The sequence below is a fragment of the Serinicoccus marinus DSM 15273 genome, from assembly GCF_008386315.1.
In the GTDB taxonomy this organism is placed as follows: Bacteria; Actinomycetota; Actinomycetes; order Actinomycetales; family Dermatophilaceae; genus Ornithinicoccus; species Ornithinicoccus marinus.
Genome location: NZ_CP043808.1, coordinates 232396 through 251438, shown reverse-complemented (window position 1 = coordinate 251438; position 19043 = coordinate 232396). Strand labels below are relative to the sequence as shown.

Annotated in this window: 18 protein-coding genes and 1 pseudogene; 7 read left to right on the top strand and 12 right to left on the bottom strand. The window is 71.8% G+C overall.

Going from position 1 to position 19043, the window contains the following annotated elements; all coding sequences use genetic code 11:
• Positions 1 to 8: 8 nt before the first annotated feature.
• Positions 9 to 959 carry a class II glutamine amidotransferase gene (locus FU792_RS01205; protein ID WP_022923237.1) on the bottom strand — a complete coding sequence of 317 codons (951 nt, stop codon included), beginning with the start codon at positions 957 to 959 and terminating at the stop codon, positions 9 to 11.
• Between the two features lie 144 nt (positions 960 to 1103).
• Between FU792_RS01205 and FU792_RS01200 the strand changes: the two genes are divergently transcribed.
• Entirely contained in the window at positions 1104 to 2450 is a 1347-nt protein-coding gene (locus FU792_RS01200; protein WP_022923238.1) for an FAD-binding oxidoreductase, read from the top strand.
• A gap of 29 nt (positions 2451 to 2479) precedes the next feature.
• Here the strand turns inward: FU792_RS01200 and FU792_RS01195 are convergent, their stop codons facing one another.
• The 3 genes from FU792_RS01195 to FU792_RS01185 are packed head-to-tail and all read right to left on the bottom strand — an operon-like array spanning position 2480 to position 3819.
• Positions 2480 to 3244, bottom strand: a complete 765-nt coding sequence (locus FU792_RS01195; RefSeq protein WP_022923239.1) for a YqjF family protein — start codon at positions 3242 to 3244, stop codon at positions 2480 to 2482.
• Positions 3245 to 3272: 28 nt separating this feature from the next.
• Entirely contained in the window at positions 3273 to 3515 is a 243-nt protein-coding gene (locus FU792_RS01190; protein ID WP_022923240.1) for a YlcI/YnfO family protein, read from the bottom strand.
• Positions 3505 to 3819 carry a hypothetical protein gene (locus FU792_RS01185; RefSeq protein WP_022923241.1) on the bottom strand — a complete coding sequence of 105 codons (315 nt, stop codon included), beginning with the start codon at positions 3817 to 3819 and terminating at the stop codon, positions 3505 to 3507. The genes FU792_RS01190 and FU792_RS01185 overlap by 11 nt, the downstream gene beginning before the upstream one ends.
• Before the next feature lie 174 nt (positions 3820 to 3993).
• On the opposite strand from FU792_RS01185, the gene FU792_RS01180 reads away from it, so the two are divergent.
• From FU792_RS01180 to deoD, 3 genes are all read left to right on the top strand, one after another.
• Positions 3994 to 4659: a glycosyltransferase gene (locus tag FU792_RS01180; RefSeq protein WP_149814476.1), complete on the top strand. Its 666-nt coding sequence runs from the start codon at positions 3994 to 3996 to the stop codon at positions 4657 to 4659.
• On the top strand, positions 4653 to 5300 hold the full coding sequence (locus FU792_RS01175; RefSeq protein ID WP_149814475.1) for a glycosyltransferase: 648 nt from the start codon (positions 4653 to 4655) through the stop codon (positions 5298 to 5300). Before FU792_RS01180 ends, FU792_RS01175 begins: the two co-directional genes overlap by 7 nt.
• Before the next feature lie 1515 nt (positions 5301 to 6815).
• On the top strand, positions 6816 to 7541 hold the full coding sequence (deoD, locus tag FU792_RS01170; RefSeq protein ID WP_022923243.1) for a purine-nucleoside phosphorylase: 726 nt from the start codon (positions 6816 to 6818) through the stop codon (positions 7539 to 7541).
• Positions 7542 to 7571: 30 nt separating this feature from the next.
• Here the strand turns inward: deoD and FU792_RS01165 are convergent, their stop codons facing one another.
• The 8 genes from FU792_RS01165 to FU792_RS01130 all read right to left on the bottom strand — a co-directional run bounded on the left by FU792_RS01165 (position 7572) and on the right by FU792_RS01130 (position 15633).
• Complete coding sequence (locus tag FU792_RS01165; protein ID WP_022923244.1) at positions 7572 to 8594, bottom strand: alpha/beta fold hydrolase; 1023 nt, start codon at positions 8592 to 8594, stop codon at positions 7572 to 7574.
• Between the two features lie 18 nt (positions 8595 to 8612).
• Positions 8613 to 9479, bottom strand: a complete 867-nt coding sequence (locus tag FU792_RS17580) for an NUDIX hydrolase (RefSeq protein ID WP_022923245.1) — start codon at positions 9477 to 9479, stop codon at positions 8613 to 8615.
• Positions 9480 to 9490: 11 nt separating this feature from the next.
• Entirely contained in the window at positions 9491 to 11191 is a 1701-nt protein-coding gene (gene paaN / locus FU792_RS01155; protein ID WP_022923246.1) for a phenylacetic acid degradation protein PaaN, read from the bottom strand.
• Between the two features lie 99 nt (positions 11192 to 11290).
• Positions 11291 to 12235, bottom strand: a complete 945-nt coding sequence (locus tag FU792_RS01150) for a hypothetical protein (protein WP_022923247.1) — start codon at positions 12233 to 12235, stop codon at positions 11291 to 11293.
• 161 nt (positions 12236 to 12396) lie between these two features.
• On the bottom strand, positions 12397 to 13155 hold the full coding sequence (locus tag FU792_RS01145) for an epoxide hydrolase family protein (RefSeq protein ID WP_022923248.1): 759 nt from the start codon (positions 13153 to 13155) through the stop codon (positions 12397 to 12399).
• Between the two features lie 20 nt (positions 13156 to 13175).
• The gene (locus tag FU792_RS17105; protein WP_149814474.1) at positions 13176 to 13934 is read right to left on the bottom strand and encodes a helix-turn-helix domain-containing protein; all 759 of its coding nucleotides are present in this window, start codon (positions 13932 to 13934) and stop codon (positions 13176 to 13178) included.
• 126 nt (positions 13935 to 14060) lie between these two features.
• Positions 14061 to 14855, bottom strand: coding sequence for a MerR family transcriptional regulator (locus tag FU792_RS01135; protein WP_202804696.1), 795 nt, complete (start codon positions 14853 to 14855; stop codon positions 14061 to 14063).
• Positions 14856 to 14919: 64 nt separating this feature from the next.
• A complete protein-coding gene (locus FU792_RS01130) occupies positions 14920 to 15633 on the bottom strand; it encodes a hypothetical protein (RefSeq protein WP_149814473.1) in 714 nt (237 codons plus the stop codon).
• Between the two features lie 73 nt (positions 15634 to 15706).
• On the opposite strand from FU792_RS01130, the gene FU792_RS01125 reads away from it, so the two are divergent.
• The 3 genes and pseudogenes from FU792_RS01125 (at position 15707) to paaK (ending at position 18977) form a co-directional block, all read left to right on the top strand.
• Entirely contained in the window at positions 15707 to 16954 is a 1248-nt protein-coding gene (locus FU792_RS01125; RefSeq protein ID WP_022923252.1) for a 3-hydroxyacyl-CoA dehydrogenase NAD-binding domain-containing protein, read from the top strand.
• Positions 16951 to 17400 carry a hotdog fold thioesterase gene (locus FU792_RS01120; protein ID WP_022923253.1) on the top strand — a complete coding sequence of 150 codons (450 nt, stop codon included), beginning with the start codon at positions 16951 to 16953 and terminating at the stop codon, positions 17398 to 17400. The genes FU792_RS01125 and FU792_RS01120 overlap by 4 nt, the downstream gene beginning before the upstream one ends.
• Positions 17401 to 17659: 259 nt before the next feature.
• Positions 17660 to 18977: pseudogene (gene paaK, locus FU792_RS01115) on the top strand (phenylacetate--CoA ligase PaaK).
• The last annotated feature ends 66 nt before the right edge of the window (positions 18978 to 19043 follow it).

Below are 19043 nucleotides of genomic sequence, written 5' to 3'. Positions count from 1 at the left end.
GGACCCCGCTATACCGAGAGCGCCTCGACCTTTTTGGTCACCCGCCCGCCCTCGTTGCGCAGGAAGACGATGTGGCCGAAGTCGAGCTGCGACCAGCCGTCGGTGTCCTCGGTGAGCGCCTCGGAGGCGAAGATCACACCGGTCGCCTCGTCCTCGGCGCACTGCTCGAAGGCATACGTGCTCGTGTCCTCCTCGAACTTGCGCCCCATGAGGAAGTAGAGCGGCTCCAGCAGCATCGAGAGGCTGAAGTCGTCGGTGCCCGGCTCCGACTTGCGCAGCTCCCGCCAGTCGCCGGTCGGGTCGCTCTCCCCCTGCAGCCCGAGGCCGGCGTTGACGCCGATGATGCGGTCCTGCGACACCAGCGCCAGCTTGAGCTTGGTCAGGCCCGGCAGGTCGAGCTTGTCCATCGCACCGGCGACCAGACGGATCAGCTCCTCGACCGCACGCTGCACGTCCTCGTCACTGTCGCCCTCGAGCAGCGAGAGCAGCAGCACGTAGATGAACTCGGTGTCCGTCGAGCCCGCCATCTGCTTGAGGTATTCGTCCTTGCAGTGCTGCAGCAGCTCACGCTGCAGGATCTGCCAGCCCGGCAGGTAGCCGTTCTGCGCGACGATCCAGCGCGTCCCCTCGAAGGAGAACGGGTGACAGTTCTCGTCGGCCAGCACGACCTTCGCGTCGTAGGCGGCGGCACGCACGTGGGCCAGCATCGTGCTGGCACGCAGGCTCGGAACGATGCGCTCCAGGTTGTCGTCGTAGAACGCGGCCATCGGCCGGCGGTAGATGAAGGGCTTCTCCGGGTGTGCCAGGTGCTCGCCCCACGCGCCGAACCCCCAGCCGGCCAGCTGCAGCTCCGGGTGGCTCTCCGGGTCGAGGGCCTGGTTGACCAGGCTGTTCTCCGGCGTGAGCAGCAGATTCTCCAGCGGGGTCTCCGGCCCGATGAACGCGAGCACGCGGCACATACGCTTCCTCCACAGATGACCTGGACGTCGGTGATCGGTCGTCAGCCTAGGCGGACGACCGCGTCGGCGGACCCTCGGTCCGCCTCCCGCGTGGCGGATCGGCGATGATCGGAGGGACAACGACCGTCGACGAGGAGAACACCGATGACCGTCGCCTCCGACCTGGCCGGGGTGCTCGGTGACCGGCTCAGCCGCGACCCGGAGGAGCTGGAGCGCTACGCCGGCGACAGCTCGCGGGCGCAGCCCGAGGGTATGCCCGTGGCCGTCGTCCACGCCGAGAGCACCGCGGACGTCTCGGCGACCCTGGCCTGGGCATACGCGAACGGGGTCCGGGTGTCGGTGCGCGGCGCCGGCACGGGCCTGTCCGGTGGTGCCGTCGCCTATGCGGGCGGGCTGGTCCTGTCGCTGGCGCGGATGAACCGGATCCGCCACATCGACGAGGTCAACCGGCTCGCTGACGTCGAGGCGGGCGTCATCACCGCCGACCTGGACGCCGCCGCGGGCCGGCACGGGCTGTTCTTCCCGCCCGACCCCGCCAGCGCCCGCACCAGCACCATCGGCGGCAACATCGCCACCAACGCCGGCGGGCTGCGGTGCGTCGCGCACGGGGTGACCGCCGACTCGGTGGCCGCGCTGGAGGTGGTGCTCGCCGACGGGCGGGTGCTGCAGACCGGCGCGCGCACCCGCAAGAACGTCGCCGGGCTCGACCTGACCAGCCTGTTCACCGGCTCCGAGGGCACCCTCGGGGTCATCACCGCCGCTACCGTGCGGCTCAAGCCGGTGCCGGAGGGCGACCCCTGCACCTTCCGGGTCTCCTTCGACCGGATGACCGACGCGGGCCGCGCCGTCACCGCGATCGGCGCGCTGCCCGACCCGCCCGAGGTGCTCGAGCTGCTCGACGCCCCCAGCGTGGAGATCATCGAGGCCTACCAGCCCAGCGGGCTCACCGTGCCCGGCGCGGCGGTCCTCGTCGGGCAGACCGTCGGACCGCACGCCCAGGGCCTCGCCGAGGCGATCGTCGAGATCTGCCGGCAGCACGGCGCGACCGACGACGAGATCGCCGACTCCGACGCGCTGATCGAGGCGCGGCGGCTGGCCAACCCGGCACTGTCCGCGCGCGGCCTCCGGGTCTCCTGCGACGTCGGCGTCCCGCTGAGCGAGCTGGCCGCGGTCTTCGCGGGCATCGAGGAGATCGCCCGCGACCACGGGCGTGTGGTGTCGACGGTCGCGCACGCCGGCGACGGCAACCTCCACCCCAGCGTGCAGGCCGACGACACCCCCGAGGACCACGCGGCCGCCGAGGCCGTCATCCACGACATCACCCGGCTCGCGCTGTCGCTCGGCGGGACCGTCACCGGCGAGCACGGGATCGGCTCGCTCAAGCTGCACGAGCTGTCGTGGCAGCTCGACGACACCGCACGGCAGGTGCAGGCCGCGATCAAGAGCGCCCTCGACCCGCAGGGCATCCTGACGCCCGGGCGGGGCTTCTGAGGCGGGTCCCAACGGGTATGCCCCGCCCCTCAGATCCGGCGGGCGCCCCCGAAGCGGGTGATGAAGCCCGGGTGGTCGAAGGGCATCGCGAGGACCGAGTCGGGTGGCCGTGCGGCGAGGTCGGGGAAGCCGGCGCCGGCGAGCAGGTCGTCGTCGAGGTCGAGCAGCTCGGCCTGCGCCAGCGGCCACGGCGGGTGCTCGTTGGCGGTCCAGATCGTGCGGCCGACATGGCGCTCGTGGAAGCCCCACCGGGCCGTGAGGAACCGGGAGAGCGCGGTGTCGACCAGCTGGTCGCCGATTGCCACGCGGATCCGGGTACGCGGCGAGCTCGAGCGGCGCGCCACGCCGCGGCGACGCGACCGGAACTCGCGCACCCGCGCGGTCGGGTCTTCGTGCATACCGATCTGGGACCAGCGGTAGGGCAGCCCGAAGAGGACGTGCGCGGCGAGCACGGGGAGCGCGTGCTCGGCCTCCAGGGTCTGGAAAACGACGCCGCGACGGCCCTGAGCGTCGATGCCGTAGGTGCGGACGTTGATCTCGTGGAAGGTGCCGAGGTAGGGGATGGGCGCGAACGGCAGGAAGCGGAACTCCGAGAGCGTGAAGGGCACCAGGGCGACCCACGCCGACCCGTCGAGGACGTCCGGCTCGACGCCCTCGGGCATGAGCGGGCGGACGCGCTCGGGGTCCACCCGCCAGTGCACGAAGACCGCGCGGCTCCAGCGCTGGGCGAGCGCGGCGCGACCGGTGAGCGCCGGCGCGTGCGGCGCAAGCTCCCCGGCCTTGCCCTTTGTCATACCCACCAGTGTGACCGCCGTCGGCGCCTCAGGCTGGTCGAGCAAGCTCGTGCTCGACGGCACGGCGGATCCAGGCTGAGACCGAACGGTCGTCGGATTCGGCCGCGCGCTTCACCTCCTCGAGCAGGTCAGCGGGGAAGCGCACGGGCACCGGCGCACTCAGAGGGCGCTTGCGGCGCTGTGGCGGGCCCTGGGGCTCTTGATTCTCCGGCTCGGCGTAGAACGCATGCTCCTGCTCTGGACTCATCCTGTCGTTCTGGTCAGTGTTCATCTCGGTCCCTTCGGTAGGTCGCGGCGAGGCCCGAAGTCGCCTCGTAGCAGCCGATCGGTCGACACGCGCGCGCATCGCCCGATCGGGAGGGCGCCAATGGCACGACGAGCACTCGCCCGTCGACCTCGGCGATCATCAGCCAATGGGCCGGCGGCTTGGCCGGGTAGAACATCGGATCGGCGTCCCACACGTCGATCACGTCGTCCAATCCCAGATGCGGATGCTTGAACAGGTGAGCGGCCTGCTGGTCGACCTCGAAGGGCGCGTCCTCATCCAGCGCTTCGAGATCGAACGGCTCGCACACCCATGAATTGTATTACGAACGAATACGAACGTGCTCGATCTGCATTGCCGATGTGCCAAGTCATCGACCTTCGAGCGCCGTCGGCGCGAGTCAGAGCACAGATCAGTTCTGGGCGCGTTGCGTGTCCACGGAGCCGGCCGGTGACGCTCACCGCACCCGAGGCACCATGGAGGTATGCGCATCGCGATGCTGGCCGGGGGCAGCCGGGGCGACTACCAGCCCGTCCTCGCGGTGGCCCGGGAGCTGCAGGCGCGCGGGCACGACGTCGGGGTCACGGCGTCGAGCGACTTCGCCCCCACCCTCCGCGACGCCGGGCTGGCCGTCGAGGAGATCCGCGTCGACGCCATGCGGATCTACCGCGAGGGCACCGTCGCCGAGCGCATGGCCGGCGCGAGCATCGGGCGCCAGGTCGGCGCGCTGCGCCACCAGGCCGAGGCGATGGCACCCGAGCTCGCTCGCGCCCTCGTCGACCTCTGGCCGCGCTACGACGCCGTCGTCTCCACCGCCCTGACGTTCCCCTGGGCCGGGCAGCTCTCCGCGCACGACCCGCGCCCGCAGGTGCTCATGCTCTTCGTCCCCGCCCTGCCGTCGGTCTGGGGCGACGCCAGCATGTTCGCCACCCGCGCGGGCCGCTCCCCGCGCAACCTCCTCGACGGCCTGCGCGCGCTCGGCCCCGGCATGGCGATGGGCTCCCCCGTCGCCGACGCCCTGGCCGACCACGGTGTCCCCCGCGGCAGGGGCCTGCGGGCGGCACGGCATACCCTCACCGTCCCCGCCCTCATCGCGCACTCCCCGCTCTCGTCGCGCCGCGCCGGGTCAGCGGCCGCCGGATCGTGCTGACCGGCTACCCCTTCCGCGACTCGCCGCCCGGCACGACCCTCGACGCCGGCCTCGAGCGCTTCCTCGCAGCGGGTCCGCCGCCGGTCTACGCCGGCTTCGGCAGCCAGAGCCTGCGCCAGACGCAGGAGGCTCTGCGGCACACGATCGAGGGCGCGCTCGCCGCCGGGCACCGCGTGGTCGCGCTGCGCGGCACCGGGCTCGAGGAGAGGTATGACGAGCGCGTCACCTTCGTCGACGGCGCGCCGCACGACCTGCTCTTCCCCCGGATGTCCGCGATCGCGCACCACGGCGGGGCCGGCACGACAGCGGAGGCCACCCGCTCCGGTGTGCCGCAGGTCGTCGTGCCCTTCGCGCTGGACCAGCCGTTCTTCGCCCGGCGGGCGCACGAGATCGGCGTGGCCGCGCCTCCGGTGCCGGTGGGGCGCACCTCCGTCGACACCCTGCGCGGCGCCTTCCGTGCGGTCGGCGACAGCGGGACACGACGCCAGGCGGCGCTGATCGGGGCACGCGTCCGGGCCGAGCGCGGCCCGCAGGCGGCGGCCGACCGGATCGAGGCGACCCTGCTCAGGCCTCGCCGAGCACAGCGACGAGCCGGTCCACCATCCGCCGCGCCTGCTGCTCGTATCGGAGTCCTAGGTTAGAAGGGACAATACGGCGAGCCGATGGCTCATGACACGAGCTAGTTGCAACTCATCTAAGCGGGCGAAGTCGACGCAAGCCAAGGCGTGATTGACACCGGGCGTGGTGAGCGCACTTTCAGGGGGTGTAACGCGAGCACTGGCGAGGTGCTCATGCTGATGTTAGCGTGATTTGCGTACGCTATTTACCGAAGTGCAAGGGGATGCCATGAGCAGGCGATTGGGCGTTGTGATCGCGCTGCCGCTATTCGCAGTGTCAGGCCTCGCAGGGCCGGCGGTGTCGGCCGCGGAGGGCAATACTACGGAGAACATCGAAACGGTAATCTCGACCGAAGAAGTGACCGAGAAGGTCTATGATGAAGACATCGGTGAGTATGTTACCTTTACCGGCATTGAGACTACTTCTCTGCTGACGGGGACAAACGATGTCAGCACGACCACAGCGAACACTTCGTCTGGGTGTCGCGTCACCGAGTGGGCGGGACATCCTCAAATGGTGCGCGGTAGTTCCGCTCCTGACACAGAGTATGTTGCCGCTAGTGGTTACAAGACCTTATCTCCTGCGTGTAACCGTAATGACATTTCTATGTCTTTAAAGGAGTGTAGGTGGGTCGGTTGTTCCTACCACCCCACAAGAGATGACGACTCGGGTTACGTCTATCCCGGCGGAACGAAGTGGATTAACGTCTCCTACACATGTGGGGATTCACGTGAATACTACGCGCTCAGCGGGCTGTACCGATATGGAAGTAGCGATCGAGTTGGGTTGTGCGAATGAGCGCCACCGTTCGATCTGACACTCAAGAGCAGATAACTGGTCGCGGCCTGGGTGCAGGGATGCAGGTCTTCCTTGGCCTAAGTGTCATCGTCGCCGTAGGGGCGGCTGAGTACCTATACAGATGGGCGAACGTGGATGGCCGCCCATCTTTGGTTGCTCTGGCTGGCGGTTTGTCTCTAGGTGCCTTGTTGTGCGGCATCGTCGGTATGTCAAGTACGCGGCTAGCGGGACCTTTCCTGTGGTCTTTAGTGGCTGGATTGGGTTTGGTCATTGCGTGCGGGGTAATAGCTACGCAAGGCAGCGTCATTCCCCCATCTGACATTCCAATGCGACCCATCTTCCCCGAACTAGTTATAGCCATGGCGTGGAGTTTCGCCACCTGGTGTACCTTCGGTGCGGCTCTTGGTTCACTCATCAGGGTCCGAACCCTACGGCAGCGGAAGGGAACCACAGGCTGATCTGGACTTTCGCCCACGTCGTGCGAGGACCAGTGCTCGCTGAGCGCGGCTAGCACCCGGCCGCCGGCCCCGCGGACTGGCGAGGGCCGCCGATGCAGGTGGATGTCCAGCGGTGCCCGGTGAGCGACTCTGTGGGGCCGGCGCGTTGTTGCCCCGGTCGTGGCCCGGACCGCGCTGCGGTTCGGGCTCGTTCTCGCCCGCGCAGCCCATCAGCCGCGCAGGAGAGCAGGGTGAGAGCCGGATGAGGGGACGGTGAGAGGCGCGAGCGCATACCCTGGCGCGGTGAGCACCCACATCGCCGCCGAGCCCGGCCAGATCGCCCCCCGTGTCCTCCTGCCCGGCGACCCGCTGCGGGCGCGCTGGATCGCCGAGAACTTCCTGGAGGACGCCGTCTGCTACACCGAGGTGCGCGGCATGCTCGGCTTCACCGGCACCTACCGCGGCGAGCAGGTCTCGGTGCAGGGCACCGGCATGGGGCAGCCGTCCGCGTCGATCTACGTCAACGAGCTGATCAGGGAGTATGCCGTGCAGCAGCTCGTCCGCGTCGGCTCCTGCGGGGCGCTCACCGAGGGGCTGAAGGTCCGCGACGTCGTCCTCGCCCAGGCCGCGGCGACCGACAGCTCCATGAACAGCCTGCGCTTCAGCGGCTACCACTACCCGGCGACCGCCGACTTCGCGCTGCTGCGGGCGGCCGTCGAGGCGGCGGAGGCGGCCGACGCGCCGCATCTGGTCGGGACCGTCTTCTCCTCGGACAGCTTCTATCACTCCCGTCCCGAGCTGACCCAGAAGGTCGTGGAGTACGGCGTCGTCGCGGTCGAGATGGAGGCTGCCGAGATCTACACCCTCGCCGCGCAGCACGGTCGGCAGGCGCTCGCGATCTGCACCGTGTCCGACCACATCGTCACCGGCGAGGAGACGAGCGCCCAGGAGCGCGAGCAGACCTTCGGCGACATGATCACGATCGCCCTCGACGCCGCGCTGGCCACGCCGCTGCCGACCGCGTCCTGACCGGCCGCGCGGTGTGCGGCCGGTCGGCCCTCAGGCCTGGAGGAAGGCGCGGACCTCGTCGACGAAGCGCTCCGGCTGCTCCAGGTGCGGACTGTGGCCGCAGCCCTCGTAGACCACCTCGGTGAACTCGCCGGCCGCCTGCAGTACCGCCCGCATCTGGCTCACCATCGGCTGGGTCGGGCAGACCTCCTCGCCGGGGTAGCCCGGGACCGCGCCGAGCTTGCCGAGCTGGGCCAGGTCGAACATCGAGGTGTCGGACACGATCTGGTCAGCGTCGCCGCGGATCCACAGCACCGGCGGCGCCGGGTCGAGGTCGGCGAAGCCGGACTGGTCGAGGTACTTCGGCGACAGCGCGTTGTTCATCCCCGTCGTCCCCGGCGCCACGCCCGGCCAGTTGTCGCTGGTCGCGGTGTCGCCCGGGTAGACGTCGTCGCCCACCGTCGTCTTCAGCATCGCGTCGAGGTATGCCTCCTCCGCCTCGGGCGCGAAGGTGAAGCCGGGCGCGACATAGAACGAACGCAGCGTCGTGCGCGGGCTCGTCGGCTCCTCGCCGCGGTCCCCCGCCGCGAGCGCCGCGCAGAACTGCGGGTTGGCGGTGCCGCCGCCGCTCCCGGCGAAGTCGTCGGCGACCGGGCGACCGTCCTCGCCGGTGCTGCCGCCGAAGCCGAACGGGCTGCCCGGCGCCTCCAGCACCAGCCGCCGCACCCGGCCCGGGTGGTCCATCGCCAGCTGGAGCGCGACGTTGCCGCCCGCCGACCAGCCCAGCACGTCTACCGCCCCCTCCACGCCCAACGTGTCGAGGACCGCCGCGACGTCGTCGGACAGGTCCGCCATGCCCCGGGTGGCGTCGATCGTGGCCCGGGCGGAGTCGCCATACCCCCGGAAGTCGGGCGCGAGCACGTGGAAGTCGGCGGCGAGCTCCTCGATGAGCACGTCGAAGAAGGCCGACGACGACACGTTGCCGTGGATGAGCACGACGGTCGGCGAGCCGGGGTCACCGGCCTCGCGGACGGCGGTGGTGGTGCGGGCGGTCTGGACGTCACGGAGTCTCATGACGGCATCCTGCCAGCCTCACTCCTGCGTCGGTATGCCGTCCTCCAGCACCAGCCCGGCCGCCTCACCGGACCCGATCGAGGCCAGGTGGCGGGCGACGTAGGGCGCGACGCGGCCCTCGAGGTGCCGCGGCTCGACCCAGTGCAAAGCCCGCAGCTCGGTGCGCTGCAGGACCGCCTCGTCGGTCACGCCGGGCCGGACCCCGAGGTCGAAGACCAGCAGCAGCGCGTCGGTCCACTGCTTGTAGCGCGGCAGCCAGTTGACCGCGAGCAGGTCACCGACCGGGAGCTCCAGCCCCAGCTCCTCACGGATCTCCCGGGCCAGGGTGGCGCGCGGCGACTCGTCGGGGTCGACCACGCCGCCGGGCAGGTCCCAGTCCTGCTTGTAGGTCAGCTCGCACAGCAGCACCCGCCCCGCGTCGTCGCGCAGCAGCCCCTGGGCGATGAGCCGCTTGCGCGGGAGGGTGGCGTCGAGCATGCCGAGGAAGGCGCCCGGCTCGCCGGGTGCGGGGTCGTCCGCGAGCCGCGCCAGCCGCAGCAGGTCGACGGGTATGCCCTCGGCCGTGCTCCCGCGCCCGCGACTGACCCCCTCGGGCCGCAGCCCGGCCCGCTGCAGCACCCGCCGCGTGTCGGCGTCGTCGGTGCGCACCTCGGCCTCGACCCGCTGCCGTCCCGCGGCGAAGGCCTCCTCGACCAGCCGGCCCACCGCGGCCACCGCGGTCTCGGGGTCCCGGCCGCGCAGCCCGGACAGGCCCGCCAGCGCGACCACCCCGTCGGCCACGGCCCGCAGCCGGATCGCGGCGGGCTCGGCCTCCTCGTGCGGGGCGACCGGGGCCGCCGGTGCACCACCGTCAGGTGCGGCGGGCGGGTAATCGGGTGCGGGCATACCCTCGGGCCTCAGACGTGGCGCCGGCTGGTGATGACCCGGAACCGGTTGGCGACGAAGGCGGCATCCGCGTAGGCGGCGTTGGCCGCGGGGTTGGCGCCGGTGCCGTGGAAGTCGGAGAAGGCGGCCGTCTGGTTGACGAAGATCTGGCCGGTGAGGTTCTCCGACAGCGCCACCCCGGCGTCCGCGGCGGCCTCCCGCGCGTCGTCCAGGACCTCCTCGTCGGTGGCATACACCGCCGCGGTCATGCCGCCGTGCTCGGCGACGGTCCGCGAGAAGCGGCGCAGCGAGTCGGCGGTGTCCTCGGTGCGGACGACGAAGGCGACCGGGCCGAAGCACTCCTGCGTGTATGCCTGGTCGTTGGTCGCGTCGACCCCCACCAGGGCGGGGGTGCGCACCACGGCGTCGGGGTAGGCGGGGTGGGCGACCGCGCGGCTGTCGAGGACGACGTCGCCGCCGAGGCGGTCGGCCAGGGCGGGGATGTCGGTCGCGCGGCCGCGGACGTCGTCGTTGACCGTGGCGCCGAGGATCTCGACCGCTTTGGCGTCGTCAGCGGTGAAGCGGCTGATGGCCTGGCCGAGCTTGTCGGCGAACTCCCCGGCGGACAGGTCGCCCTCGTCGGTGCGGACGGTCGGCGGGACGTAGACGTTCTGCGGGGCGGTGCACATCTGCCCGGAGTAGAGCGAGAAGGAGAAGGCGAGGTTGCCGAGCATGCCCTTGAGGTCGTCGGTGGAGTCGACGACGACGGTGTTGAGGCCGGCCTTCTCGGTGTAGACGAGCTTGCCCGCGCCCGCCGCCTCGGTCTCCAGCCAGTGGCCGAAACCGGGGCCGCCGGTGTAGTCGATGATCTTGACCGCGTCGTGCAGGGCGAGGTCCTTGGCGAGCGTGCCGCCGTCGTCCTCGGCCGCGAGCTGCACCAAGGCCGGGTCGAAGCCGGCCTCGGCGAGCGTCTCGCGGGCGATCTGGGTGGTCAGCGCGAGCGGCAGGACGGCGCGCGGGTGCGGCTTGATGACGACCGGGTTGCCGGTGGCGAGGCTGGCGAAGATGCCGGGGTAGGCGTTCCACGTCGGGAAGGTGTTGCAGCCGATGACCAGCGCCACGCCGCGCGGCACCACGCGGTAGTCCTTCTGCATGCGGATCGGGTCACCCTTGGCCGGCTTCTCCCAGGTCACCGAGCCGGGGACGCGCCGCTGCTCCTCGAGCGCGACGACGACCGCCTCGAGCGCGCGGTCCTGCGCGTGCGGGCCGCCGGCCTGGAAGGACATGACGAAGGGCTGCCCCGAGGTGTGCATGACCGCGTGCGCCATCTCGTGGCTGCGGGCGTTGATCCGCTCGATGGCCTCGGTGAGGACCGCGGCGCGGACCTCGGCGCCGGCGTCGCGCCAGGCGGGCATCGCCTCCTGGGCCGCGGTCATCGCGGCCTCGACGTCGAGCTCGGGGTAGCGCACCCCGAGGGTCGGGCCGTAGGGGCTCTTCTCCGAGCCGACGCTGCGGCCGGTCGTGGGCTGCTCTGCGAGCCCGTCGAAGTCCTTGTTGAGCGTCTCCTGGTGGGCGAGCTGGCCACGCTCGGAGGAGCCCTCGCCGTAGACGCGGGGGCTCGGCGACTCGGGGTAGCGGCTGTAGTAGCTGCGCTCCCGCAGGGCCTGCGTCGCCGCCTCCAGGGTCTCGCGGTGGGTGTCCAGCAGGGGGTGCGTCGTCGCGGTCGTGGCCATGAACCTCAGGGTAACGACGCCCGCGCGGGCCTGCCCAGCGGCATACCTGGGCGGTTGCGTCCCGTGGAAGTCGCGAAGGGTGCCGACTCCCACGGGACGCTAACCGGCCCACCCGCCGCGTCGGAGCGCCGAGGCGATCTGGTCGAGGAAGACCGCGGGGTCCAGCCGCCAGCCGAGGACCGGGATCTGCAGCGAGACGAGGTCGCGCTGGTCGATGGCGAGGGCGTTGCCGCGCACGGCGTCGTCGACCCCGTGCAGACCCCACTGGTGGTGGGCGCCCTGGATCTCGCCGTGCACGCCGTAGTCGTCCCAGAAGAGATCGAGATAGACCCGCCCCGCGCCGACGGTCCGGGTGCTCTGCCGGCTCGGAGCAGGTATGCCGTGGGCCCTGCACGCCGCGACGACGTCCAGCTCGTTGATCGAGTGGGAGCCGTCGCAGACGTCGCGGATCACGGCACCGAGCAGCTGCCGTCGGGCGCAGCGTCGCGTCCCGCCCCAGCGGTCCATCAGCGCGCTGGTCGACACGAGACGCTGCTGCACCGTCATCGCCACCAGCGTCGCGGCTGCCCGGTCCGTGCGCTCCCACTGCGCGGCGCGCAGGAGCGCCACGTCGGTCTTGGTCCGCCTCAGCCCGACGGGGATCGCCGGCCCGAGGTCACGCAGGACGTGGTGCCGGACGCCGGGCAACGAGCGGACGGTGGCGTTGCGCGGGACCGAGACGTCGATGGGCGACGCCTCCCAGTGCTTCAGCCCGGAGACCACCAGGGAGGTCGCGCCGTCCAGCACCGCACGAGGGCCGGACTCCCACAACGCCCACCAGAGGAGCCCTTCGCCTCGCGGCTCGGTGCCCGCGATGCACAGGGTGTGGCAGCCGGCGCGGTGCCACACCCCGCGATCGACCTCGGCCCGGATGTCCTCGTCGGTCAGTCCCTCGGCGATCAGGTCCGCGCGTCGGACGACGCCGGAGTGGCGGTCCGCCAGCAGGCGTGCGACCTCGTGGCGCCAGGCACGTCGGCGAGCCGCAGCGCTCGGCGCTCGTGCCATGCCTCCCCCTGCCCGCACCTGCCCCCCGGCTCGTGCGTCGGCCCCCAGCCTGACAGAGGTGGACCTCCCGTGGCCCCGGTCGTCCACAGCCCCACGACGGTCCCGTGGGAGTCGGGAAGGGTCCCGACTCCCACGGGACCGTCGCGACCCGGAGAGGGAGCTCAGCTCCTGCCGTCGGCGAAGGCCAGCAGGTCGCGGACGACCTGCTCCGGCTCCTCCAGCGCAGGCCAGTGACCGCCCTCCGGGTAGAGGGTGAAGCGCTCCACGGCGAAGAAGCGCTCGCACAGCTCGCGCGGCGGCATCATCAGGTCACCGCCGAAGAGGGCGAAGGCGGTCGGCACGTCGACCTTGGCGGGTTTCCACGCCTCGCCACCGGCCGAGCCGCTCCAGGCGGACTGCTCCGCCGAGCCCGCGCCGTCACCGGCCGGCTCCTCCCAGGCGTCCGCATGCCAGTTCACCTCGGGCTCGGAGTAGAGCCGGATCGAGGAGCGGGACCTGCCGGTGAGCCACAGGATGGCCGAGGGGACGACCACCGGGTGCCCGGCCCCGACGAGCAGCGGAAGCATGCGGCGGTAGAACAGCGGCGAGTCCGGCCAGCCGTGGAGGAGGGCGATCGGCAGGCCACCGGCGGCCCCGCCCGCGCCCGGCACGTGCAGGTAGTGCAGCGCCCGGCCGTCGGCGGTCGTGGTCAGGGCCGACCCGTGGTCGGCCAGCCACGCCTCGGTGCTGCGCCAGTCGGCTTCCTGCCAGCAGCGGACGAGCTCCTGGAGCCGTGCGGTCGACATGCCCCTGACCGGGGCGGGGCTCGTGCTCCAGCGGGTCCGGGCCAGCCGCTGGGCGAGGTCGTCGAGGACCTCCTGAGTAATGGTCGGGGCCGCGCCCTCCGCGTCGCGCGGCGTGGTGTGGGTGGTGTCGGTCATCGTCCTGTCCTCTCCCTCGTTCATGCCTCCACCCTCCCGCCAGCAGGGTTACGGGCGATTGAAACGATCCGGCCGTCCTCACCCGGCCGGCTGCCGAAGGAGTCGAGGTCGGCGGCGAGGATCCTGGCCGGGCTCGTCCCGGCGACCGCGCGCATCCCCCGGGTCATGTGCGCCTGGTCGCTGTAGCCCGCCTCCACCGCGGCCTCGGCGAGGGTCCGACCTGCGTGCAGGAGCCGGTATGCAGCACGCACCCGCGCCAGCTGCTGCAGCTGTTTCGGTCCCATCCCCGCCGCCGCGCTGGACCGGCGCCGCAGCTGCCGGTCGGAGTAGGCCGGGGCGTCCCCCGCGAGCGCAGCCGCGATGGCCTCGTCGGTCACGAGCACGCCCTGACGGTGCAGCAGGGTGACCATCTCCTCCAGGGCGCGGGTGTCGGCATACCCCGGGACGGGCAGCCGGACCCCACCGATCTCGACGAACGCGCCGTCGCACGGCAGGTCGCGCATCTCGCCGAGCAGCGACAGCTTCGGGACGTGCCGGAGGAAGACGTGCGCGGGCAGCTCGACGCCCCAGCCGCGCTCCCCTGCGCGCAGGTCGAGGGTCCGCGGCTGCGTGCTGGGCCCGATGAGCGTGGCGACGACGTCGGTATGCCCGTGGCGTCGGCTGAACGCGATGCCCCAGAACTCGTTCGCCGCGTCGGTGTAGGTCGCGTCCTCCTCCACCTCGACCCACCACAGGACGGAGACCAGCGGCGAGGCGGACTCGGTGAAGGTGTAGGCCACGGTGGTGACGCTAGCGCGCTGGGCCTGAGCCGAGGGGCGAGCGTCGTCGCTGTGGCTCCCCGCGCGAGCGTCCCGTGGAAGTCGGGAACGGTCACGACTCCCAGGGGACGCTCTGGCGCGGGCCTCTCAGTTGACCGGCTGCTGCAGGTCCACCGACCAACCGGCGCCGTCGCCGTCGAAGGGCGTGACGTCATACACCTCTCGGCAGGTGCCGTGCGGGGTGAGGCCGCGGGCCTCGACCTCGGCGACGAGCCCCTGCCAGGCCCGCTGGATGCCGGACAGGTCTTCGCCGGTGTAGCGGACGGTGAGCGCCCGCGGCTGGGCCTCGACCGTGGCCCGCTCCAGGCCGTCGGGGGCAGGCGCGTCGCCGATCTGCTCGGCGGCCGCCGCGATCATGCCCTCTCCCTGCGGGGTGTAGGTCGCGACGCCGGGGCCGGCTCGCGGGGTGTCGCGCAGCAGGTCGTTGACCTGCTGGAACATCCCGCTCATGGCTTCCTCGACCTGCGACATCTCCTCGATGCGGACCGACCGCTGCACCAGCGTGAGCGTGGGCAGCGAGGTCTCGACGAACTCTGACATGGGATTCTCCTTCGCGATCGATCGGAGCCTCGCCTCGATGGACGCGAGCCGGTGCTCGTCCGTCGCGATCTGCGCGCGCAGCGCATCACGACGGGCCCGCATGAGGGCGACCACCTCGCCCTCGGCCAGCTCGCCGTCCAGCAGCACACCGACCTGCTCGAGCGTGAACCCGAGGTCTTTCAGGCCGATGAGCTGGTTGGCGCGGGCGAGCTGGGCGGCGGCGTAGGAGCGGTACCCGCTGTGGCTGTCCACCCGATCCGGCCGCAGCAGACCGAGCTGGTCGTAGTGGCGCAGCATGCGCACCGACACCCCGGCCAACCTGGCGAACTCTCCGATACTCAACATGGCGATCCCACTCCAGATCCTGACACCGTGTGAGAGTCAAGACCCGGGCGCGAGCTCCCGCTCAGCGGCCGAACAGGCGGGCGAAGAACCCCTTGCGCGCAGCCTCGGAGGTGCGGTCGCCGGCGTCATGGGTCGGCTCGCCGGCGTTCGGGTATGCCTCCGCCTGCGCCTCCGCGACGTGACCACCGGCCTCATGGGTCGGCTCGCCGGCGCTCGGGTATGCCTCCGTTCCCGGCGCGGCGACGCCGGGCTCCCCCTCTAGGCCCTGGTCGAACATCATCTCGGTCCCGAAGACCCCTTCACCCTCGAGGACCTCCCAGTCCTCCTCCACGAAGGCGTCCCAGATCTCGACCCCGGTGACGTCACCCAGGAGCCCCAGCACCGTGTCCTCGGTGAGCAGTTCGACGCCGTCCTCCGCGGGCAGCGCCGCCCCCTCGTCGACCTCGCGGTGGCCCGCGGAGTCCACGACGTGCCGGCGCGCCCCGTCCGGCTCGCAGACGACGAAGGAGTAGGTGTCGCTCGTGCTGCCGAGGAGCGCGGCCACGACCCGCCGGCCCAGCGTGCGCGCGAGCATCTCGTCCTCGGTGGCGAGCAGCATCATCCCGCCGACGAGGACGAGCCAGTCACCGACCCGGCGGGCGACCACCATCTCCGGGTCGGGCGAGATGCTCGCCTCGTCCCCGCTCGTCCGGGCCCCGGTCGGCCGCAGCCCCACCGCCGCGAGGTCCTCGACCGCCGCGCCCTCGACATACACCAGCCCCATGTTCATTCCCATGACGCCAGTATGCCGACGCGGCGCCCCCGGGCGCCGTCGTCCACAGGCGGACCGCTCGTGCCATGGTGGACCCATGCCAGAGTCGCCGACGCCGCCGCACGCCCTGCTCAGCCCTCCGGACCAGACTGCAGTCGCCGTCATCGGGGCCGGGGCGATGGGCGCCGGGATCGCGCAGGTCGCGGCGCAGGCCGGCCACCCCGTGATCCTCGTGGACGCGCAGCCGGAGGCGGCCGAGCGCGCGGTGGCAGGGTTGCGGGCGACCTTCGACAAGCTCGTCGCCAAGGGCAAGGTCACGCGGGAGGACGCGGACGCCACCCTGGGGCGGGTCACGCCGCACACCACCGCCGACATGAGGACCATCCCGGCGGTGGTGCTCGTGATCGAGGCCGTGGTCGAGCACCTGGACGTCAAGCGGGCGATCTTCCGCCAGCTGGAGAGCGCGCAGCCGAGCACGACGGTCCTGGCGACCAACACCTCCTCGCTGTCGATCGACGACATCGTCGGGGAGGCCGGCTTCGGGCACGACGCGGCGCTGCACGGCGGCACCTCGCCTGCCATGGCCCACCCGGAGCGGGTCCTCGGCCTGCACTTCTTCAACCCGCCGCCACTGATGAGGCTCGTCGAGGTCATCACGGGCGCCGACTCGGGGGCCGACGTCCTCGACGCGGCCTCGGAGCTGGTGCGCCGCTGGGGCAAGATGCCGGTGCGGTGCACCTCCACGCCGGGGTTCATCGTCAACCGCGTCGCCCGCCCGTTCTACGGCGAGGCTCAGCGCATGGTCGCCGAGGGGCTCGTGGATCCGGCGACGGTCGATCTGGCGCTGCGCGGCGCCGGCTTCCGGATGGGGCCGTTCGAGCTGACCGACCTCATCGGGCAGGACGTCAACCTCGCCGTCGGCGAGTCCGTGTGGCGGCAGACCGGCGAGGACCCGCGCTACGCTCCGACCGACTGGCAGCGCGATCTCGTGCGCGAGGGCAGGCTCGGCCGCAAGACCGGGCGCGGCGTCTTCGAGTATGCCGACGGCCGGCCGGTCGACGCCGAGCCCGACGCGGCGCTCGCCGAGCAGCTGGTGGGCGGCCCGGTGCAGACCGACCCGGTCGCGCGCACCCTGGCCATGCTCGTCAACGAGGGCGTCGACCTCGTCCATCGGGGCGAGGCGAGCGCCGAGGACGTCGACACCGCCATGACCCTCGGCACCAACTACCCCCACGGCCCGTTCGCCTGGCTGGAGCAGATCGGCGCCGACACCGTCCGCCGGCAGCTCGCCGAGCTCGACGAGCTCTATCCCGGCGGCCGCTACCGACCGAGCGAGGCACTGTGACCGACACCGATCTCAGCCACGTCCACCGCATGTGGGACCAGGACAGGGCCTCCGCCGCGCTCGGCATCGAGCTCGTCGACGTCGAGGTCGAGACCACCGAGGGAGGCCGTCGCCTGGGTCGGGCCCGCACCCGCATGCGGATCGTCGACACGATGGTCAACGGCCACGACATCGCCCACGGGGGCTACGTCTTCACCCTGGCCGACTCCACCTTCGCGCTCGCCTGCAACGCGACCGGCCGCACGACCGTCGCGGCCAGCTGCGACATCACCTATCTCCTCCCCTCCCGTCTCGACGACGAACTGATCGCCACCGCCACCGAACGCGTCACCTACGGCCGCAGCGGGATCACGGACGTCACGGTATGCCGGGCCACCGACAATGCCGTCGTCGCCGAGTTCCGCGGCCACTCCAGGGCGGTGCGCCCGGCGTCGGGTGAGCGCTGAGGGCGGCCCGGTGGACGGCATACCCCCACCACGAGCGACGCCCGGTCGAGGTAAGAGCCACCATGCGCGACGCCCGGTGGGGTCAGGAGCAACCATGCGCGACGCCCGGTGGGGTCAGGAGCAACCATTCGCGACGCCCGGTCGAGGCCGGGGGCAACCATTCACGGCGCTCGGTGGGGAGACGGGGCGCGGACGGGCACGGAGGCCGGGGTCGAGGGCATACCCTGGCGGGCACCGGCGACGAAGGAGACGCGAGCGCATGACCCTGCCCGAGATCGACGAGCGCCCCGACCTGCACGACGAGGCCGAGACCTGGTCGGTCGACCAGCTGCGCGCCACCCAGCTGGAGCGGCTGCAGGCCTGCCTGCGCCGCGCGTACGACGGGGTGGAGCACTACCGCCGCCAGCTCGACGAGCGCGAGGTGCACCCCGACGACATCACGAGCCTCGACGATGTGCGGCGGCTGCCGTTCACGACCAAGGCCGACCTGCGCGACAACTACCCGTTCGGCCTGCTCGCCGTCCCGCGCGAGCAGTGCGTCCGGGTCCACGCGAGCTCGGGGACGACCGGGCGACCGACCGTGGTGGGTTACACCCAGGGCGACGTCGACACCTGGGCCACCCTCGTCGCCCGCTCCCTGCGCGCCGCCGGCACCCGCCCGGGCGACATGGTGCACGTCGCCTACGGCTACGGCCTCTTCACCGGCGGGCTGGGCGCCCACTACGGCGCCGAACGGCTCGGCTGCACCGTCGTCCCGATGAGCGGTGGGCAGACGGACAAGCAGATCCAGCTCATCACCGACTTCGGGCCGCGCGTCATCATGGTGACGCCGTCCTACTTCCTCTCCCTCGTCGATGCGATGACCGAGCAGGGCATCGACCCGGCCGAGACCTCGCTGCAGATCGGCGTCTTCGGGGCCGAGCCCTGGACCGAGGCGATGCGTGGCGAGATCGAGCAGCGCTGCCGGATGCACGCGACGGACATCTTCGGGCTGTCCGAGATGATGGGCCCGGGCGTGGCCCAGGAGTGCGTCGAGACCAAGGACGGCCTCACGCTGTGGGAGGACCACTTCTACCCCGAGGTCATCGACCCGATCACCGAGGAGCCGCTGCCCGACGGGGAGGAGGGCGAGCTGGTGCTCACCGCGATGACGCGAGAGGCGATGCCGGTGCTGCGCTACCGCACGCGCGACCTCACCCGGTTGCTCCCCGGCACCGCCCGCCCGCCCCGGTATGCGCCGGCTCGCCAAGATCACCGGCCGCAGCGACGACCTCATGATCGTCCGCGGCGTCAACGTCTTCCCTACCCAGATCGAGGAGCTCGTGCTGGCGACCCCAGGGCTGACGCCGCACTTCCAGTGCGTGCTGACCAGGCCGGGACGGATGGACCAGCTGACGATCAACGTCGAGGGCGAGCCGGGCCTGGGCAGCGAGGACCGCGAGCGGCTGGCCGGTGAGCTGGGCAAGCAGGTCAAGGACCGGATCGGCACCAGCGCGCAGGTGGTGGTGCTGGCGGAGGGCGGTGTGGAGCGCTCGGTCGGCAAGGCGCGGCGGATCGTGGACCAGCGGGAGCGCTGATCGCGCGCCCGGAGGTGAGGGACCGCATACCGAGCGGTCGGTCGGCACCCAGCGCGCGCGGCCGGT